General features: G+C 68.8%; 16 protein-coding genes. 7 read left to right on the top strand and 9 right to left on the bottom strand.

Features of this window, described 5'->3' with window-relative positions; all coding sequences use genetic code 11:
• Positions 1-58 precede the first annotated feature (58 nt).
• From ABT116_RS04110 to cseC, 4 genes are all read left to right on the top strand, one after another.
• Positions 59-598, top strand: a complete 540-nt coding sequence (locus ABT116_RS04110; protein ID WP_030251439.1) for a SigE family RNA polymerase sigma factor — start codon at positions 59-61, stop codon at positions 596-598.
• Complete coding sequence (locus ABT116_RS04115; RefSeq protein ID WP_351627482.1) at positions 586-1,239, top strand: hypothetical protein; 654 nt, start codon at positions 586-588, stop codon at positions 1,237-1,239. Before ABT116_RS04110 ends, ABT116_RS04115 begins: the two co-directional genes overlap by 13 nt.
• A gap of 167 nt (positions 1,240-1,406) precedes the next feature.
• Positions 1,407-2,108 carry a two-component system response regulator CseB gene (cseB, locus tag ABT116_RS04120; RefSeq protein ID WP_107460307.1) on the top strand — a complete coding sequence of 234 codons (702 nt, stop codon included), beginning with the start codon at positions 1,407-1,409 and terminating at the stop codon, positions 2,106-2,108.
• 14 nt (positions 2,109-2,122) lie between these two features.
• On the top strand, positions 2,123-3,472 hold the full coding sequence (cseC, locus tag ABT116_RS04125; protein ID WP_351627486.1) for a two-component system sensor histidine kinase CseC: 1,350 nt from the start codon (positions 2,123-2,125) through the stop codon (positions 3,470-3,472).
• A gap of 36 nt (positions 3,473-3,508) precedes the next feature.
• Here the strand turns inward: cseC and ABT116_RS04130 are convergent, their stop codons facing one another.
• The 3 genes from ABT116_RS04130 to ABT116_RS04140 all read right to left on the bottom strand — a co-directional run bounded on the left by ABT116_RS04130 (position 3,509) and on the right by ABT116_RS04140 (position 6,193).
• A complete protein-coding gene (locus ABT116_RS04130) occupies positions 3,509-3,955 on the bottom strand; it encodes a VOC family protein (protein ID WP_053673914.1) in 447 nt (148 codons plus the stop codon).
• Between the two features lie 65 nt (positions 3,956-4,020).
• Positions 4,021-4,503 carry a helix-turn-helix transcriptional regulator gene (locus tag ABT116_RS04135; RefSeq protein ID WP_351627490.1) on the bottom strand — a complete coding sequence of 161 codons (483 nt, stop codon included), beginning with the start codon at positions 4,501-4,503 and terminating at the stop codon, positions 4,021-4,023.
• Between the two features lie 103 nt (positions 4,504-4,606).
• On the bottom strand, positions 4,607-6,193 hold the full coding sequence (locus tag ABT116_RS04140) for an MDR family MFS transporter (protein WP_351627493.1): 1,587 nt from the start codon (positions 6,191-6,193) through the stop codon (positions 4,607-4,609).
• Between the two features lie 123 nt (positions 6,194-6,316).
• Between ABT116_RS04140 and ABT116_RS04145 the strand changes: the two genes are divergently transcribed.
• Complete coding sequence (locus ABT116_RS04145) at positions 6,317-6,913, top strand: TetR/AcrR family transcriptional regulator (RefSeq protein WP_351627496.1); 597 nt, start codon at positions 6,317-6,319, stop codon at positions 6,911-6,913.
• A 20-nt stretch (positions 6,914-6,933) separates the two neighbouring features.
• On the opposite strand, the gene ABT116_RS04150 is transcribed toward ABT116_RS04145, so the two are convergent.
• The gene (locus ABT116_RS04150) at positions 6,934-7,632 is read right to left on the bottom strand and encodes a M23 family metallopeptidase (protein ID WP_351627499.1); all 699 of its coding nucleotides are present in this window, start codon (positions 7,630-7,632) and stop codon (positions 6,934-6,936) included.
• Positions 7,633-8,071: 439 nt separating this feature from the next.
• Here ABT116_RS04150 and ABT116_RS04155 point away from each other — a divergent pair, with 439 nt between their 5' ends.
• Complete coding sequence (locus tag ABT116_RS04155; RefSeq protein WP_351627502.1) at positions 8,072-8,704, top strand: HAD family acid phosphatase; 633 nt, start codon at positions 8,072-8,074, stop codon at positions 8,702-8,704.
• 81 nt (positions 8,705-8,785) lie between these two features.
• Here ABT116_RS04155 and ABT116_RS04160 read toward each other — a convergent pair whose 3' ends face one another.
• Positions 8,786-11,311, bottom strand: a complete 2,526-nt coding sequence (locus tag ABT116_RS04160; protein WP_351627505.1) for an ATP-dependent Clp protease ATP-binding subunit — start codon at positions 11,309-11,311, stop codon at positions 8,786-8,788.
• 430 nt (positions 11,312-11,741) lie between these two features.
• Here ABT116_RS04160 and ABT116_RS04165 point away from each other — a divergent pair, with 430 nt between their 5' ends.
• Positions 11,742-12,533, top strand: a complete 792-nt coding sequence (locus tag ABT116_RS04165; RefSeq protein ID WP_502983814.1) for an SCO3374 family protein — start codon at positions 11,742-11,744, stop codon at positions 12,531-12,533.
• A 9-nt stretch (positions 12,534-12,542) separates the two neighbouring features.
• Here the strand turns inward: ABT116_RS04165 and ABT116_RS04170 are convergent, their stop codons facing one another.
• The 4 genes from ABT116_RS04170 to ABT116_RS04185 form a co-directional block, all read right to left on the bottom strand.
• A complete protein-coding gene (locus ABT116_RS04170; protein WP_351627511.1) occupies positions 12,543-12,878 on the bottom strand; it encodes a histone-like nucleoid-structuring protein Lsr2 in 336 nt (111 codons plus the stop codon).
• A gap of 264 nt (positions 12,879-13,142) precedes the next feature.
• Positions 13,143-13,676, bottom strand: a complete 534-nt coding sequence (locus tag ABT116_RS04175; protein WP_031111859.1) for an amino-acid N-acetyltransferase — start codon at positions 13,674-13,676, stop codon at positions 13,143-13,145.
• A gap of 9 nt (positions 13,677-13,685) precedes the next feature.
• A complete protein-coding gene (locus ABT116_RS04180; protein WP_502983817.1) occupies positions 13,686-14,123 on the bottom strand; it encodes a BlaI/MecI/CopY family transcriptional regulator in 438 nt (145 codons plus the stop codon).
• Between the two features lie 183 nt (positions 14,124-14,306).
• The gene (locus ABT116_RS04185) at positions 14,307-14,495 is read right to left on the bottom strand and encodes a hypothetical protein (RefSeq protein WP_104783427.1); all 189 of its coding nucleotides are present in this window, start codon (positions 14,493-14,495) and stop codon (positions 14,307-14,309) included.
• Between the last annotated feature and the right edge of the window lie 12 nt (positions 14,496-14,507).

Here is a 14,507-nt window from a genome sequence, read left to right on the forward strand (position 1 = left end):
GGCAGTGCACGGGCGGCGGGGAGCCGGCCCGAAACGGGGAAACGGGAGGCGGTTCACCATGGCGCAGGGCGAGGTGCTCGAGTTCGAGGAGTACGTCCGCACCCGGCAGGACGCGCTGCTGCGCAGTGCCCGCCGCCTGGTCCCGGACCCGACGGACGCGCAGGATCTGCTGCAGACGGCGCTGGTACGGACGTACGGCCGGTGGGAGACCATCGAGGACAAGCGGCTGGCCGACGCCTACCTGCGCCGGGTGATGATCAACACCCGCACGGAGTGGTGGCGGGCGCGGAAGCTGGAGGAGGTCCCGACCGAGCAGCTGCCGGACGCCTCGGTCGACGACGCCACCGAGCAGCACGCGGACCGCGCCCTGCTCATGGACATCCTGAAGGTCCTCGCCCCGAAGCAGCGCAGTGTCGTGGTGCTGCGACACTGGGAGCAGATGTCCACGGAGGAGACGGCCGCCGCCCTCGGCATGTCGGCCGGAACGGTCAAGAGCACGCTGCACCGGGCGCTCGCCCGGCTCCGCGAGGAGCTGGAGTCCCGCGACCTGGACGCACGCGCGCTGGAGCGTGAGGAGCGGGAGCGGTGCGCGGCCTGACCGGCGAGGGTCCTGCGCGGACCCGGGGCAGTATCCAGGCGGTGAGTGCGGCCCTGGCCGTGCCCACCGCCCTCGCCCTTTTGGTGTCCGGGTGCGGTGCCGGCGGCACCGGCGCCCGTGACGAGGGCCCGGCGCACGCCGACTCGGTGGCGGGCGCCGCCGCGACGCCGTCCACCGCACCGTCGAAGTCGCCCGACACCGTGAACGCGGTCAAGCTCGTCAAGGACGACCCGAAGGTCGCGCCCGAGGTGAAGCGCGAGCTGAAGCCGTGCGTGGCGAACGAGTACCCGGTCGACGTCTCCTACGGCAATCTCACCGGAGGCTCCGCGGACGACGTCGTCGTCAACGTGCTGACCTGCGGTGACGCGGTGGGCGTCGGCAGTTACGTGTACCGCGAGCAGGACGGCTCGTACGAGAACGTGTTCACGTCGGAGGAGCCGCCGGTCTATGCGGAGATCGACCGCGGCGACCTCGTGGTGACCAAGCAGGTGTACGACAAGGGTGACCCGGTGTCGAGTCCCTCCGGGGAGAACGTGATCACGTACAGATGGACCTCCGGCCACTTCGCCGAGAAGTACCGCACGCACAACGACTACGGGAAGGTCGCCGGCGACAGCGCGACGCCGGTGCCGGCGAGCTGACGCGGGCGGAGGGCCGTGTGAACCGATCGGGCCACTCGGAACGATCCCTCGGTGAACGCATCACGCGGACCATGCGTCCCAGCAGTAGAACGCATCCTCAACAACCGAACGCGCGTCCCTAATGTGGAACGCACCCCCACGAACCACAGAGGACAGAGAGCACCGGGATGGCAGACCAGACCCACGTCCTGTTCGTCGAGGACGACGACGTCATCCGCGAGGCCACGCAGCTCGCCCTGGAACGGGACGGCTTCGTGGTCACCGCCATGCCCGACGGGCTCTCGGGCCTGGAGGCGTTCCGGGCGGACCGCCCCGACATCGCGCTGCTGGACGTCATGGTCCCCGGCCTCGACGGTGTCAGCCTGTGCCGCCGGATCCGGGACGAGTCGACCGTGCCGGTGATCATGCTGTCGGCGCGGGCCGACTCCATCGACGTCGTGCTGGGCCTGGAGGCGGGCGCCGACGACTACGTGACCAAGCCGTTCGACGGTGCCGTCCTGGTCGCCCGGATCCGCGCGGTGCTGCGCCGCTTCGGCCACGCGGGCGGCGGCCGGGGTGAGGAGCCGGCCGCCCCGGCGAGCGGCGGGGTCCTGGCCTTCGGGGACCTGGAGGTCGACACCGAGGGCATGGAGGTGCGCCGCGCCGGGCAGCCGGTGGCGCTGACGCCGACCGAGATGCGGCTGCTGCTGGAGTTCTCCTCCGCGCCGGGCACGGTGCTCTCCCGCGACAAGCTGCTGGAGCGGGTGTGGGACTACGGCTGGGGCGGGGACACCCGCGTCGTCGACGTGCATGTACAGCGGCTGCGGCAGAAGATCGGCCAGGACCGGATCGAGACGGTCCGCGGCTTCGGCTACAAGTTGAAGGCCTGAGCAGGGGCAGGGATATGAGGGGGCACTTCCGGCGCCTGGTCGCCGCGGGCTTGGAGCGTGCGGGCATCCGTACGGGCCTCAGATGGAAGCTGAGCGCGGCCATCGCCCTGGTGGGCGCGCTGGTGGCGATCGCGCTGAGCCTAGTCGTGCACAACGCCGCCCGGGTCTCGATGCTGGACAACGCGCGCGACCTGGCCGACGAGCGGATCATGATCGCCCAGCGCAACTTCGAGCTGTCCGGGCGGATGAACTTCCCCAACACCAAGATCAACGACCCGGATCTGCCACAGGCGCTGCGGGAGCGGGTCGAGGCGGGTCAGCGGGCCACTTATGTGGCGGACCGGCCGGGTGACGTGCCCGACATATGGGCCGCCGTGCCGCTGAAGAACGGGCAGGTGATGTCGCTGCACTCGGGCTTCACCGACCGCAGCTCGGACATCCTCCAGGACCTCGACCAGGCCCTGCTCATCGGGTCCATCGCGGTCGTCCTCGGCGGCAGCGCGCTCGGGGTGCTCATCGGCGGGCACCTCTCACGGCGGCTGCGCAAGGCGGCCATCGCGGCGGGCCAGCTCGCGGGCGGCGGGACCGATGTGCGCGTGCGGGACGCCATGGGCGGCGTCGTACGGGACGAGACCGACGACCTGGCGAGTGCGGTGGACGCCATGGCGGACGCGCTGCGGCAGCGCATCGAGGCCGAGCGGCGGGTCACCGCCGACATCGCGCACGAGCTGCGCACCCCGGTGACCGGGCTGCTGACCGCCGCGGAACTGCTGCCGCCCGGGCGCCCCACCGAGCTGGTGCTGGACCGGGCGAAGGCCATGCGCACGCTGGTCGAGGACGTGCTGGAGGTGGCCCGGCTGGACGGGGCCTCCGAGCGGGCGGAGCTGCAGGACATCATGCTGGGCGAGTTCGTGGCCCGGCGGGTGGCGGCCAAGGACCGGGCCATCGAGGTGCGCATCGTGCACGAGTCGGAGGTCACCACCGACCCGCGCCGTCTGGAGCGCGTCCTGTTCAACCTCCTGGCCAACGCGGCCCGGCACGGCAAGCCGCCCATCGAGGTCAGCGTCGAGGGCCGGGTCATCCGGGTGCGCGACCACGGCCCGGGCTTTCCCGAGGACCTGCTCGCCGAGGGGCCGAGCCGCTTCCGCACCGGCAGCAAGGACCGGGCCGGGAAGGGCCACGGGCTCGGTCTGACCATCGCGGCCGGGCAGGCCCGGGTGATGGGCGCCCGGCTGACCTTCCGCAACGTCCGCACCCCCGGGACACCGGAGCATCTGCCGGCCGAGGGCGCGGTCGCCGTGCTGTGGCTGCCGGAGCACGCGCCGACGAACACCGGGAGCTATCCGATGCTGCCGGGCTCGTAGGCCTTCCGGCCTTCGGGACCGGCCGCGTCGACCGGGTCAGCAGGACCAGTCCTGGTCCATGTCGAGGCCGCCCTCGCGGGGCTGGGTGAACGAGAACCAGTTGCCGGAGTCGTCGCGGAACAGCGCCTCCGTGCCGTACGGGCGCTCCTGCGGCTCCTGGAGGAACTCCACGCCCTTGTCCTTGAGCTTCTTGTAGTCGCCGTGGATGTCGTCGGTGGTCAGGACGCCCGCACCGAGCGCGCCCTTCGTGACCAGCTTGCGGAGCATCTCGGCGGACTCGGGGTCCATGGCGGGCCCGCCGGGGACCATCAGCGTCAGCTCGACGTCGGGCTGGTTCGGCGAGCCGACCGTGAGCCAGCGCATGCCGCCCTCGCCCATGGTCATGTCCGTACGGACCTCCAGGCCCAGTTTCTCCGTGTAGAACTCCTTGGCCCGGTCCTGGTCGAGGACCCAGACGGTCGAGATGGCGAGACCCTTGATCATGGCGTGCTCCTGCTCTGACGCTGCGGCCGGTTGTGCCTGCCCTGCCACCGTAGGCAGCGGGGGTGTCAGCCCGCTTCTCCGGAATTGCGCTGCTTCGCCTCTCCGGAATGGCGTGGCTTCGCCTCTCCGGAATCGCGCTGCTTGCCGGCGCCGGGTGCCGAGCGGAAGCCGCCGGCCCAGAGCATGGCGTAGCAGCCGGGTATGAGGGCGGCTCCCCGGCCCACGTGCTTGGTCCGGTACTCGCTGGGGGTGAGACCCGTCCACGTCTTGAAGCGCGCCGAGAAGGTGCCGACGCTGCTGAAGCCGACCAGGTGGCAGATCTCCGTCACCGACAGGTTCGCCGTGCGCAGCAGGTCCTCGGCGCGTTCTATCCGGCGGTGCGTGAGGTACTGGCCGGGGGTCTCGCCGTACGCCTCCTTGAAGGCGCGGATGAAGTGGTAGCGCGAGTACCCGGCGTGGGCGGCGACGGTGTCCAGGTCGAGCCCGGGATCGGCCCAGTCCCGGTCCATCGCGTCCTTGGCCAGCCGGACCTGGCGCGTCTTGTCCATGCGACCGATGGTGACACGGGGGTCCGACAACGGCTCCCGGCTCGTGGCCGGGCATGCCGAAGGCCCCCGGGGCGGACGCTCCCGGGGGCCTCGTACGGTGTGGTCAGACGGCCTCGACCATGGGCGGCTGCGCCGCCGGAGTGTCCGGCTTGCCGTCCTCCTTGGGGCCCGCTCCCTTCAGCGGCACCTCCTTCACGAACACGGCCGCCACGAGGGCGAGAACCGCCACCACGGCCCCGAGCAGGAACGCCGAGTGCGTGCCGGCGGACACCGCGTGCTGGTACGCCTCCCGGACCGGCACCGGCAGCTTCTGCAGACTCTTCCAGTCGAGCTGCGCCGACTGCTCGGTCACCTTGGAGCCCAGCGCACCGGCCCGCTCGCTCATGACGTCCTGGACGCGGTTGTTGAACAGCGCACCCATGATCGCGACGCCGAAGGAGGAGCCGAGGGTGCGGAAGAGCGTGGTGGAGGAGGACGCGACGCCCATGTCCTTCATCTCGACGCTGTTCTGCGCGACCAGCATGGTGATCTGCATCAGGCAGCCCATGCCGAGCCCGACCACGGCCATGAAGATGCCGGACGTCAGACGGGAGGTGCCGGTGTCCATCGTGGACAGCAGGTACAGCCCGACGATCATCAGCGCGCTGCCGAGGACCGGGAAGACCTTGTACCTGCCGGTGTTCGTGGTCACCCGCCCGGCGACCATCGAGGTCACCAGCATCGCGCCGAGCATCGGCAGGAGCAGCAGCCCGGAGTTGGTCGCGGAAGCACCCTGCACGGACTGCTGGTACAGCGGCAGGAACAGCGTGGCACCGAACATCACGAACCCGGTGATGAAACCGATGACCGACATCAGGGTGAAGTTCAGGCTGCGGAAGATGTGCAGCGGCACCACCGGCTCCGCGGCCCTGGTCTGCCAGAACACGAACCCGACCAGCGCGGCCACCCCGATGCCGATCAGCTCCATGATCCGCGCGGAGCTCCACGCGTACTCGGTGCCGCCCCACGTCGTCACGAGCACGATCGCGGTGATGCCGACGGTCAGCAGCGCGGCGCCCAGATAGTCGATCCGCGCCTTGGAGCGCTTCCTCGGCAGGTGCAGCACGGCACTGACGGCGATCAGCGCGACCACGCCGAGCGGCAGGTTGATGTAGAAGGCCCAGCGCCAGCCCCAGTTGTCGGTGATCGTGCCGCCGACCAGCGGGCCGCCGATCATCGCGAGCGCCATGACACCGGCCATCATGCCCTGGTACTTGCCGCGCTCCCGGGGCGGGATCAGGTCACCGATGATCGCCATGACGCCGACCATCAGACCGCCGGCGCCGAGGCCCTGCACCGCGCGGAAGCCGATCAGCTCGCCCATGTTCTGGGCCATGCCGCTGAGCGCGGAGCCGATCAGGAAGATCACGATGGACGACAGGAACGTGCCCTTGCGTCCGTACATGTCGCCGAGCTTGCCCCACAGCGGGGTGGAGGCCGCGGTCGCGAGGGTGTAGGCGGTGACGACCCAGGAGAGGTGTTCGAGCCCGCCCAGCTCACCGACGATCGTCGGCATCGCGGTGCCGATGATCATGTTGTCGAGCATCGCGAGCATCATCGCGATCATCAGCGCGAGCAGCACGACCCGTACGCTCTTGGGCTGCTTCTCCTCGGCGGCATCTGCCGCCGGTGTGTCCGTCTTGTCCGCCATCGCTTCCCACTCCCCCAGCTACCGCTACTTACTTGCCGACCGGCTAGTGACTACACTCGGAAGCTAGCCGCGGAACTAGCCGGGCGTCAAGTAAGTTTTATGGAAAGCGGACGGCGTAGGAGGATGGGCGGCACCATGGACGGCACCAGGCAGCGGCGCCGCGGGAACACCCGCCGGCGCATCCAGGACGTGGCCCTCGAACTCTTCGCCGAGCACGGCTACGAGAAGACCTCCCTGCGCGAGATCGCGGAGCGCCTGGAGGTCACCAAGGCGGCGCTCTACTACCACTTCAAGACGAAGGAAGAGATCCTCGTCAGCATCTTCGAGGACCTCACCCAGCCGATCGAGGACCTGATCGAGTGGGGCCGGCAGCAGCCCCACACCCTGGCGACCAAGCAGGAGATCATCCGTCGCTACGCCGACACGCTCGCCGAGGCGGCGCCGCTGTTCCGTTTCATGCACGAGAACCAGGCGACGGTACGGGACCTGCGGATCGGCGAGTCCTTCAAGGCGCGCATCCAGCGTCTGCGCGACATCATCGTCGACCCGGACGCGGACCTGGTGGACCAGGTCCGCTGCGCCAGCGCGATCTTCACGCTGCACGCCGGCATGTTCCTGCTCCAGGACATGGGAGACGACCCCGAGGAGAAGAACAAAGCCGTCCTCGAGGTCGCCACGGACCTGGTGACCCAGGCCCACCGGGGAGCCGGGGGCTCCTAGGCCCTCACCCGTCAGGCAGGTCAGACCGTCACGCCCTTGGCGCGCAGGAACTTCACCGGGTCGACCGCCGAGCCGTAGTTCGGGGTCGTACGGATCTCGAAGTGCAGGTGCGGGCCGCTGGAGTTGCCGGTGTTGCCGGACTTGGCTATCTCCTGGCCGGTCTTCACGATCTGGCCGACGCGCACCTCGACCTTCGACAGGTGGGCGTACTGGGAGTACGTGCCGTTGCCGTGCTTGATGACGACGGCGTTGCCGTACGCGGGGCCGTCACCGGCGCCGTTGCCGCCGGCCTTGACCACGGTTCCGCCGTGGGTGGCGACGACCTGGGTACCGCTCGGCACGGCGAAGTCCTGGCCGCTGTGCTTGTGCGCCCACATGCCGCCGTTCTGGGCGAAGCTCGCGGAGAGCGTGTACTTCTTCACCGGGTCGACCCAGGACGGCTTGGCCTTCTTGGCCGCGGCCTTCTTCTCGGCCGCCTTCTTGGCGGCGGCGGCCTTGGCGGCCTTCTCAGCCTTCGCGGCCTCGGCCTTGGCGACCTTGGCCTGGGCGGCGGCCTGAGCCTGGACGGCAGTGGCGGCCCCGGACGCGGCCGTGGTGTCGGCGGCGGACGCGACCCCGGCTCCCAGTGCGACCGAGACACCAAGGCCGGCGGCCAGCACGGTCGCACGGGTGCGGAGCTGGGACGTACGGGAAGAACGGGACGTGACGCGCTGGGACATCGAAACCTCGTATGGAAGGGGACGGAGAAAACCACCCGGCGGACAACCGCTCGCCGTGTGGCCATCCCTTGGTAACCCGAAGTCCGACAAACTCCCAAAAGCGTGATCTACGACGCTAGTTAGTAATTTGGTTCAGTGTTCTACGTCTCTTGACACTGCAGTCATTAGGGACAAATCAGGGCACTAGCTAGCACTTCCGCCCTCACCGCGGGGGAAGAATCCCTTTCCTCCCGGTCCGTTATCCACTAATCCAGGTAGTAACGGACATATCGCCTGTGCGCCATGTCACCGGGGGCCCTCTTCGGCCATTCCGAAAATGTGGCGCAGGCCTCTAGGCGCCTACCGTCCGGTAACCCTACGGTTCCCCTCACGCCACCCTCGAGCACAAGCATGCACACGACATGTTGCAGCGTCACGGACGTGAGAGGACCCCCACGACATGCAGACCCGACGCCCCTGGTTGCGCCGCGCATCAGTGACCGCCGTCTCGGCGGCGGCCCTCGTGGCGATGGCCGCACCGGCCGACGCCACGACCGCCGCCCGGGCCTCCACGACCACCGCCACGGCCACGGCCGCGGACGTCGACTACGGCACCTGGCAGAAGGACTGCCAGGCCGTGATGGACCAGGCGCTGCCCTATCTGAAGCAGCGGATCGCGGCCACGAAGCCGGGCGAGAAGCAGGCGATCGTCTTCGACATCGACAACACCACGCTGGAGACGGACTTCGGCTTCGCCTATCCGCAACCGGCCAACAAACCGGTCCTGGAGGCCGCCAGATACGCACAGGAGCGCGGCGTCGCCCTGTTCTTCGTGACCGCCCGGCCGGACATCATCGCCTCGTTCACCCAGTACAACCTGAAGCAGACCGGCTACCAGGTCTCCGGACTCTATGTCCGCAACTTCATCGACCTCTTCAAGAACGTCGCCGACTACAAGACGGCCCAGCGCATCGACGTCGAGAAGAAGGGCTACACGATCATCGCGAACATCGGCAACAGCGCCACCGACCTGTCGGGCGGCCACGCCGAGAGGACGTTCAAACTGCCGGACTACGACGGGCAGCTCTCCTAGGGCCTGTCGTTCGGATCGCCGCAGGCACGCGAGAGGGGCCGGTGCTGTTCAGCACCGGCCCCTCTCAGTGGGTCGTTACGCTCAGGCGTCCTTGCTCAGGTTCGGACCCGTGCCACCGGCCGCCTGCTCGATCGGCGGGACGTCCGGGAGAGCCGCCTTCTCCTCGCCGCGGAAGGTGAAGGTCTTGGTCTCGCCCTCGCCCTCCGTGTCGACGACCACGATGTGACCGGGGCGCAGCTCGCCGAAGAGGATCTTCTCCGACAGCGAGTCCTCGATCTCGCGCTGGATGGTGCGACGCAGCGGACGCGCACCCAGCACCGGGTCGTAGCCCTTCTTGGACAGCAGCTCCTTGGCGGACTGGGAGAGCTCGATGCCCATGTCCCGGTCCTTCAGGCGCTCGTCCACCTTGTCGATCATCAGGTCGACGATCTTGAGGATGTCGTCCTGGCTGAGCTGCGGGAAGACGACCACGTCGTCGACGCGGTTGAGGAACTCGGGCCGGAAGTGCTGCTTGAGCTCGTCCGAGACCTTGTTCTTCATGCGCTCGTAGTTGGACTTCGTGTCGCCCTGAGCCGCGAAGCCCAGGTTGAAGCCCTTGGAGATGTCCCGGGTGCCGAGGTTGGTCGTCATGATGATGACCGTGTTCTTGAAGTCCACGACCCGGCCCTGGGAGTCGGTCAGGCGACCGTCCTCCAGGATCTGCAGCAGCGAGTTGAAGATGTCCGGGTGGGCCTTCTCGACCTCGTCGAACAGGACGACCGAGAACGGCTTGCGGCGGACCTTCTCCGTCAGCTGGCCGCCCTCCTCGTAGCCCACGTAGCCGGGGGGCGAACCGAAGAGACGCGAGACCGTGTGCTTCTCGCTGAACTCCGACATGTCGAGGGAGATCAGCGCGTCCTCGTCGCCGAAGAGGAACTCGGCGAGCGCCTTGGACAGCTCGGTCTTACCGACACCGGACGGGCCAGCGAAGATGAACGAGCCACCGGGGCGCTTGGGGTCCTTCAGACCGGCACGCGTACGGCGGATCGCCTTCGACAGCGCCTTGACGGCGTCGTTCTGGCCGATGACCCGCTTGTGGAGCTCCTCCTCCATGCGCAGCAGACGCGAGGACTCCTCCTCGGTCAGCTTGAAGACCGGGATGCCGGTGGCGGTCGCGAGGACCTCGGCGATCAGCTCGCCGTCGACCTCGGCGACGACGTCCATGTCGCCGGCCTTCCACTCCTTCTCCCGCTTGGCCTTGGCGGCCAGGAGCTGCTTCTCCTTGTCGCGCAGGGAGGCGGCCTTCTCGAAGTCCTGCGAGTCGATCGCGGACTCCTTGTCGCGGCGGACACCGGCGATCTTCTCGTCGAACTCGCGCAGGTCCGGCGGCGCGGTCATCCGGCGGATGCGCATCCGGGAACCGGCCTCGTCGATCAGGTCGATCGCCTTGTCCGGCAGGAAGCGGTCCGAGATGTACCGGTCGGCCAGGGTGGCGGCCTGGACCAGCGCCTCGTCCGTGATGGAGACGCGGTGGTGGGCCTCGTACCGGTCACGGAGACCCTTGAGGATCTCGATCGTGTGCGGCAGGGACGGCTCCGCGACCTGGATGGGCTGGAAGCGGCGCTCCAGGGCCGCGTCCTTCTCCAGGTGCTTGCGGTACTCGTCCAGCGTGGTGGCGCCGATGGTCTGCAGCTCACCGCGGGCCAGCATCGGCTTCAGGATGGAAGCGGCGTCGATGGCGCCCTCGGCGGCACCCGCACCGACCAGCGTGTGCAGCTCGTCGATGAACAGGATGATGTCGCCGCGGGTGCGGATCTCCTTGAGCACCTTCTTCAGGCGCTCCTCGAAGTCACCGCGGTAGCGGGAGCCTGCGACCAGGGCGCCGAGGTCCAGGGTGTAGAGGTGCTTGTCCTTGAGGGTCTCGGGCACCTCGCCCTTGACGATGGCCTGGGCGAGGCCCTCGACGACGGCGGTCTTGCCGACGCCGGGCTCACCGATCAGCACCGGGTTGTTCTTCGTACGGCGGGACAGCACCTGCATGACCCGCTCGATCTCCTTCTCGCGCCCGATGACCGGGTCGAGCTTGGACTCACGAGCGGCCTGGGTGAGGTTCCGGCCGAACTGGTCGAGGACCAGGGACGTGGAGGGGGTGCCCTCGGCAGGACCACCGGCGGCGGCGGTCTCCTTGCCCTGGTAACCGGAGAGCAGCTGGATCACCTGCTGCCGCACGCGGTTCAGATCTGCGCCCAGCTTGACGAGGACCTGGGCGGCGACGCCCTCGCCCTCGCGGATCAGGCCGAGCAGGATGTGCTCCGTGCCGATGTAGTTGTGGCCCAGCTGAAGGGCCTCGCGGAGCGACAGCTCCAGGACCTTCTTGGCACGGGGGGTGAAGGGGATGTGGCCGGACGGGGCCTGCTGGCCCTGGCCGATGATCTCCTCCACCTGCTGGCGGACCGCCTCGAGCGAAATCCCGAGGCTCTCAAGGGCCTTGGCGGCGACACCTTCACCCTCGTGGATCAGGCCCAGGAGGATGTGCTCAGTGCCGATGTAGTTGTGGTTGAGCATCCGGGCTTCTTCCTGAGCCAGGACGACAACCCGCCGCGCGCGGTCGGTGAACCTCTCGAACATCGTTAATCGCTCCTCAGAGCGGTCAGGCAGTGGGGGGAACTTCCCCTCCCTGTCCTTCCGCAGCTTAGTCCCGCAAGCGGGGACCGCTCATTCCAACTGCCGACACCGTCCTTGGCCTCCTGACCCCGAACGCCGACATCTGCTCCAACCCGATGGTGCGAGACGATGTTCCCGCAGGCCAGGCAGATACCCCACTCGCCAGTACGCCGATGGCGAACGTGAGACGCCCTTTTCTGCGTGTCGCCCCCTCCCACTAGGGATGTCTTACCCGCGGCGACCGGAAGTCCATGCCGAGCGCCCCTGTTCCCTCCGCTACGGGCGAACAACCTTGCGCCTCCCCGCACCCCTTTCGCGCCCCCGATTCGCCACTCTGTGCGTCCGTGGCGCCACCCAGCGTAACCCGCACGGCTTTCCGGCTGTTGCACTTGGCATGTTCGGCGCCCCTCATCCCGTGATCGCGTCCGTGTCCCCGGCCCTCCCGCTACCCCGCCGGCCACTCGACCCGGCCGGCCCGGCCGCGAGCGGCCCGGGTCCGAGCCGTCCCCCGAGCGGTCAGGTCCGGCGGTGGTACGAGAACGAACTGGGCTGGCCGACGGTGCCCGGCGATCCCCTGCGACTGGTGGTGGGGGTGCGCTACGACGTCCTGGACGTGCCGGCACAGGCGGGGCACGCGGCGCTGCGCCGCCGGGCGCCGGGCTCTCCCGTCGCCCTCCGAGGCGACCGGATGCTGATCCTGGTTGCCGCGGGCAGCGCCGAGGAACTTCCCGGGCTGCTGGAGTGGCTGGACTGGGGACGCCTGCCGCTGGATCTGGCGGCGATCGGTGCGGGCGGCCTCATGGCGGCGCCGTCACCCCCGGTGTTTCACGGGGAGGGGGCGGCGCTGCTCCCGTGCGAGTCGGGCGCCGTACCGGCGGGTGCTGTCTCGGCCTGCGGCGCGGACACACCGTTCAGGGACGGGTCACCGCCCTCTGGTTCCGGTTCTCCCGTCGGCCGGCCGCTTCCGCCGGGCCGGGTCGGTTCCCAGGGGGCCGCCGTGTGGCTGCGGCCCCCCGAGCCGGGATGCGAGGTCGAGGCCTCGCTGCCGACGCTGTCGGCGCTGGGGGGCGCTGGGGACGCCCCTGATCTCGTGCGGCTGGTGAACGCGGTGGCCACGCAGTGCCACCGGATCCGGCTGCGGCGCGTGTGCGCCCAGCCGCCGGCCGTGTGTGCGCAGGGTCGGTAGTGCCGCTGTTCAGCCGTTGGCCTTCTCGTAAGCCTCGCGGATGGTCGCGGGAACACGGCCGCGGTCGTTGACCTCGTAGCCGTTCTCCTTCGCCCAGGCGCGGATCGCCGCGGTGTCCTGGCTGCCGCTCGAAGCCGCACGCGCCTTTCCGCGCCCGCTCGAAGCACGGCCTCCGGTGCGACGGCCGCCCTTCACGTAAGGCTCGAGAAGGCCACGGAGCTTGTCCGCATTGGAGGTGGTGAGATCGATCTCGTACGTCTTGCCGTCCAGCGCGAACGTCACGGTCTCGTCCGCCTCGCCACCGTCGAGGTCGTCGACAAGAAGGACCTGAACCTTCTGTGCCACCGGATTTCCTTTCATCGATATCTTCAGGGCCGGGGTGTGCCGGCGTCCGCCGTATCGCCGTCCCCTGTTATATGCAGTACTGCAGTACCTCGGAAAGCAAACCGCTTTTGCCGGAAAAACACAAACCCCCGGCAGAGACCGGCAGCCCGGGCTCGGTCCGGAAACGTGCGCGTTTCGGACATAGGGCACCGGGGCAGGGCGGCCCCGCGGAATATGCCTTGACGAACCTGCCTGGCCCTCTTGCGACCGACTAGCGCCCGACGATCACAGATGCAGAAGCATCCGGCTGTTGCCCAAGGTGTTCGGTTTCACTCGTTCGAGTCCCAGGAACTCCGCGACGCCCTCGTCATAGGAACGCAGCAGCTCCGCGTAGACATCCGTGTCGACGGGTGTCTCGCCGATCTCCACGAAGCCGTGCTTGGTGAAGAAGTCGACTTCGAAGGTCAGACAGAAAACGCGGCGAACACCGAGCCAGCGGGCGGTCTGCAGCAACTTCTCCAGCACCCGGTGCCCGACGCCCGCGCCCTTCAGGCCGGGCTTCACCGCGAGAGTGCGGACTTCCGCGAGGTCTTCCCACATCACGTGCAGCGCGCCGCAGCCGACGACCTCGGCGTTGTCGTCCCGTTCCGCGACCCAGAACTCCTGGATGTCCTCGTAAAGCGTCACCGTCGCTTTGTCGAGCAGGATGCGGCCGCGCACGTAGGCGTCAAGGAGGCCGCGCACGGCCGGGACATCGCTGGTGCGGGCCCGCCGGACGGTGATGGCTTTTGCGGTGGCTTCGGGGCTCTTCGCGGACATGGCGGGACGCTATCGCCCGCCGCGGTCCTGAGCGGAGGCGGGGTTCTCCTCGGGGCCTTCCCCGCGTTCCGGCCGTTCGGCACGTTCCGCGGATTCCGACGGTTCGGTCGGTTCCTGGGTTTCCGGGCCCTGCACGATCCGTACGGCATCACTGAGAGACTGCCGTTGTTCCTCGCTCATCATGCCGAAGAAGGCGACGAGAGCGGCGGCGGGGTTGTCGCTCTGCGACCAGGCGTCGTTCATCAGGGCGGCTGCGTAGGCGGCGCGGGTGGAGACCGCCTCATATCGATAGGCACGGCCTTCCGCCTCGCGGCGCACCCAGCCCTTCTGATGGAGATTGTCCAAAACGGTCATCACGGTGGTGTACGCGATGGACCGCTCCTTCTGAAGATCTTCCAGGACTTCTCGAACGGTCACCGGGCGGTTCCACTTCCACACCCGCGACATGACCGCGTCTTCGAGTTCTCCCAATGGGCGAGGCACAGCTCAGAACAATAGTGGGAGATCCCGGTAATGGCGTGGCGGACGTGCACTTCACCGGCGAACGTGAACAAAAAGGGCGTACGGCTCGGAAGTGCGGGCGCCGCGGGGTGCGGTCCGCCGAGTCGTACGCCCTCGGAAGGGGGTGGGTCAGGCGTCGGTCTTCGAAGGCGCCGCGCCGGACTGGCGGGCGCCCTCCACACGCGCGAGGGCGGCGTCCACGGCCGCGTCCTCCTTGGCCTTGTTGGCGCCGCCCTGGGTCTTCACGATCACCCGGATCACGCCGATGAAGAAGACGGCCATGACGGCCGGGGGCAGCAGCGCGGAGACGTAGTCCATGGCTCCAGGGTA

Origin of the sequence: Streptomyces sp. NPDC002130, from assembly GCF_040296465.1 — a bacterium.
Classification (GTDB): Bacteria; Actinomycetota; Actinomycetes; order Streptomycetales; family Streptomycetaceae; genus Streptomyces.

Excerpts from the sequence above, each read along its gene's own strand:
- ABT116_RS04135 (WP_351627490.1), bottom strand. The coding sequence starts at position 4,503 with ATGGACAAGACGCGCCAGGTCCGGCTGGCCAAGGACGCGATGGACCGG.
- ABT116_RS04155 (WP_351627502.1), top strand. The coding sequence starts at position 8,072 with ATGCAGACCCGACGCCCCTGGTTGCGCCGCGCATCAGTGACCGCCGTC.
- cseC (WP_351627486.1), top strand. The coding sequence starts at position 2,123 with ATGAGGGGGCACTTCCGGCGCCTGGTCGCCGCGGGCTTGGAGCGTGCG.
- ABT116_RS04180 (WP_502983817.1), bottom strand. The coding sequence starts at position 14,123 with ATGTCGCGGGTGTGGAAGTGGAACCGCCCGGTGACCGTTCGAGAAGTC.
- cseB (WP_107460307.1), top strand. The coding sequence starts at position 1,407 with ATGGCAGACCAGACCCACGTCCTGTTCGTCGAGGACGACGACGTCATC.
- ABT116_RS04130 (WP_053673914.1), bottom strand. The coding sequence starts at position 3,955 with ATGATCAAGGGTCTCGCCATCTCGACCGTCTGGGTCCTCGACCAGGAC.
- ABT116_RS04145 (WP_351627496.1), top strand. The coding sequence starts at position 6,317 with ATGGGCGGCACCATGGACGGCACCAGGCAGCGGCGCCGCGGGAACACC.
- ABT116_RS04185 (WP_104783427.1), bottom strand. The coding sequence starts at position 14,495 with ATGGACTACGTCTCCGCGCTGCTGCCCCCGGCCGTCATGGCCGTCTTC.
- ABT116_RS04110 (WP_030251439.1), top strand. The coding sequence starts at position 59 with ATGGCGCAGGGCGAGGTGCTCGAGTTCGAGGAGTACGTCCGCACCCGG.
- ABT116_RS04165 (WP_502983814.1), top strand. The coding sequence starts at position 11,742 with ATGTTCGGCGCCCCTCATCCCGTGATCGCGTCCGTGTCCCCGGCCCTC.
- ABT116_RS04140 (WP_351627493.1), bottom strand. The coding sequence starts at position 6,193 with ATGGCGGACAAGACGGACACACCGGCGGCAGATGCCGCCGAGGAGAAG.
- ABT116_RS04175 (WP_031111859.1), bottom strand. The coding sequence starts at position 13,676 with ATGTCCGCGAAGAGCCCCGAAGCCACCGCAAAAGCCATCACCGTCCGG.
- ABT116_RS04150 (WP_351627499.1), bottom strand. The coding sequence starts at position 7,632 with ATGTCCCAGCGCGTCACGTCCCGTTCTTCCCGTACGTCCCAGCTCCGC.
- ABT116_RS04160 (WP_351627505.1), bottom strand. The coding sequence starts at position 11,311 with ATGTTCGAGAGGTTCACCGACCGCGCGCGGCGGGTTGTCGTCCTGGCT.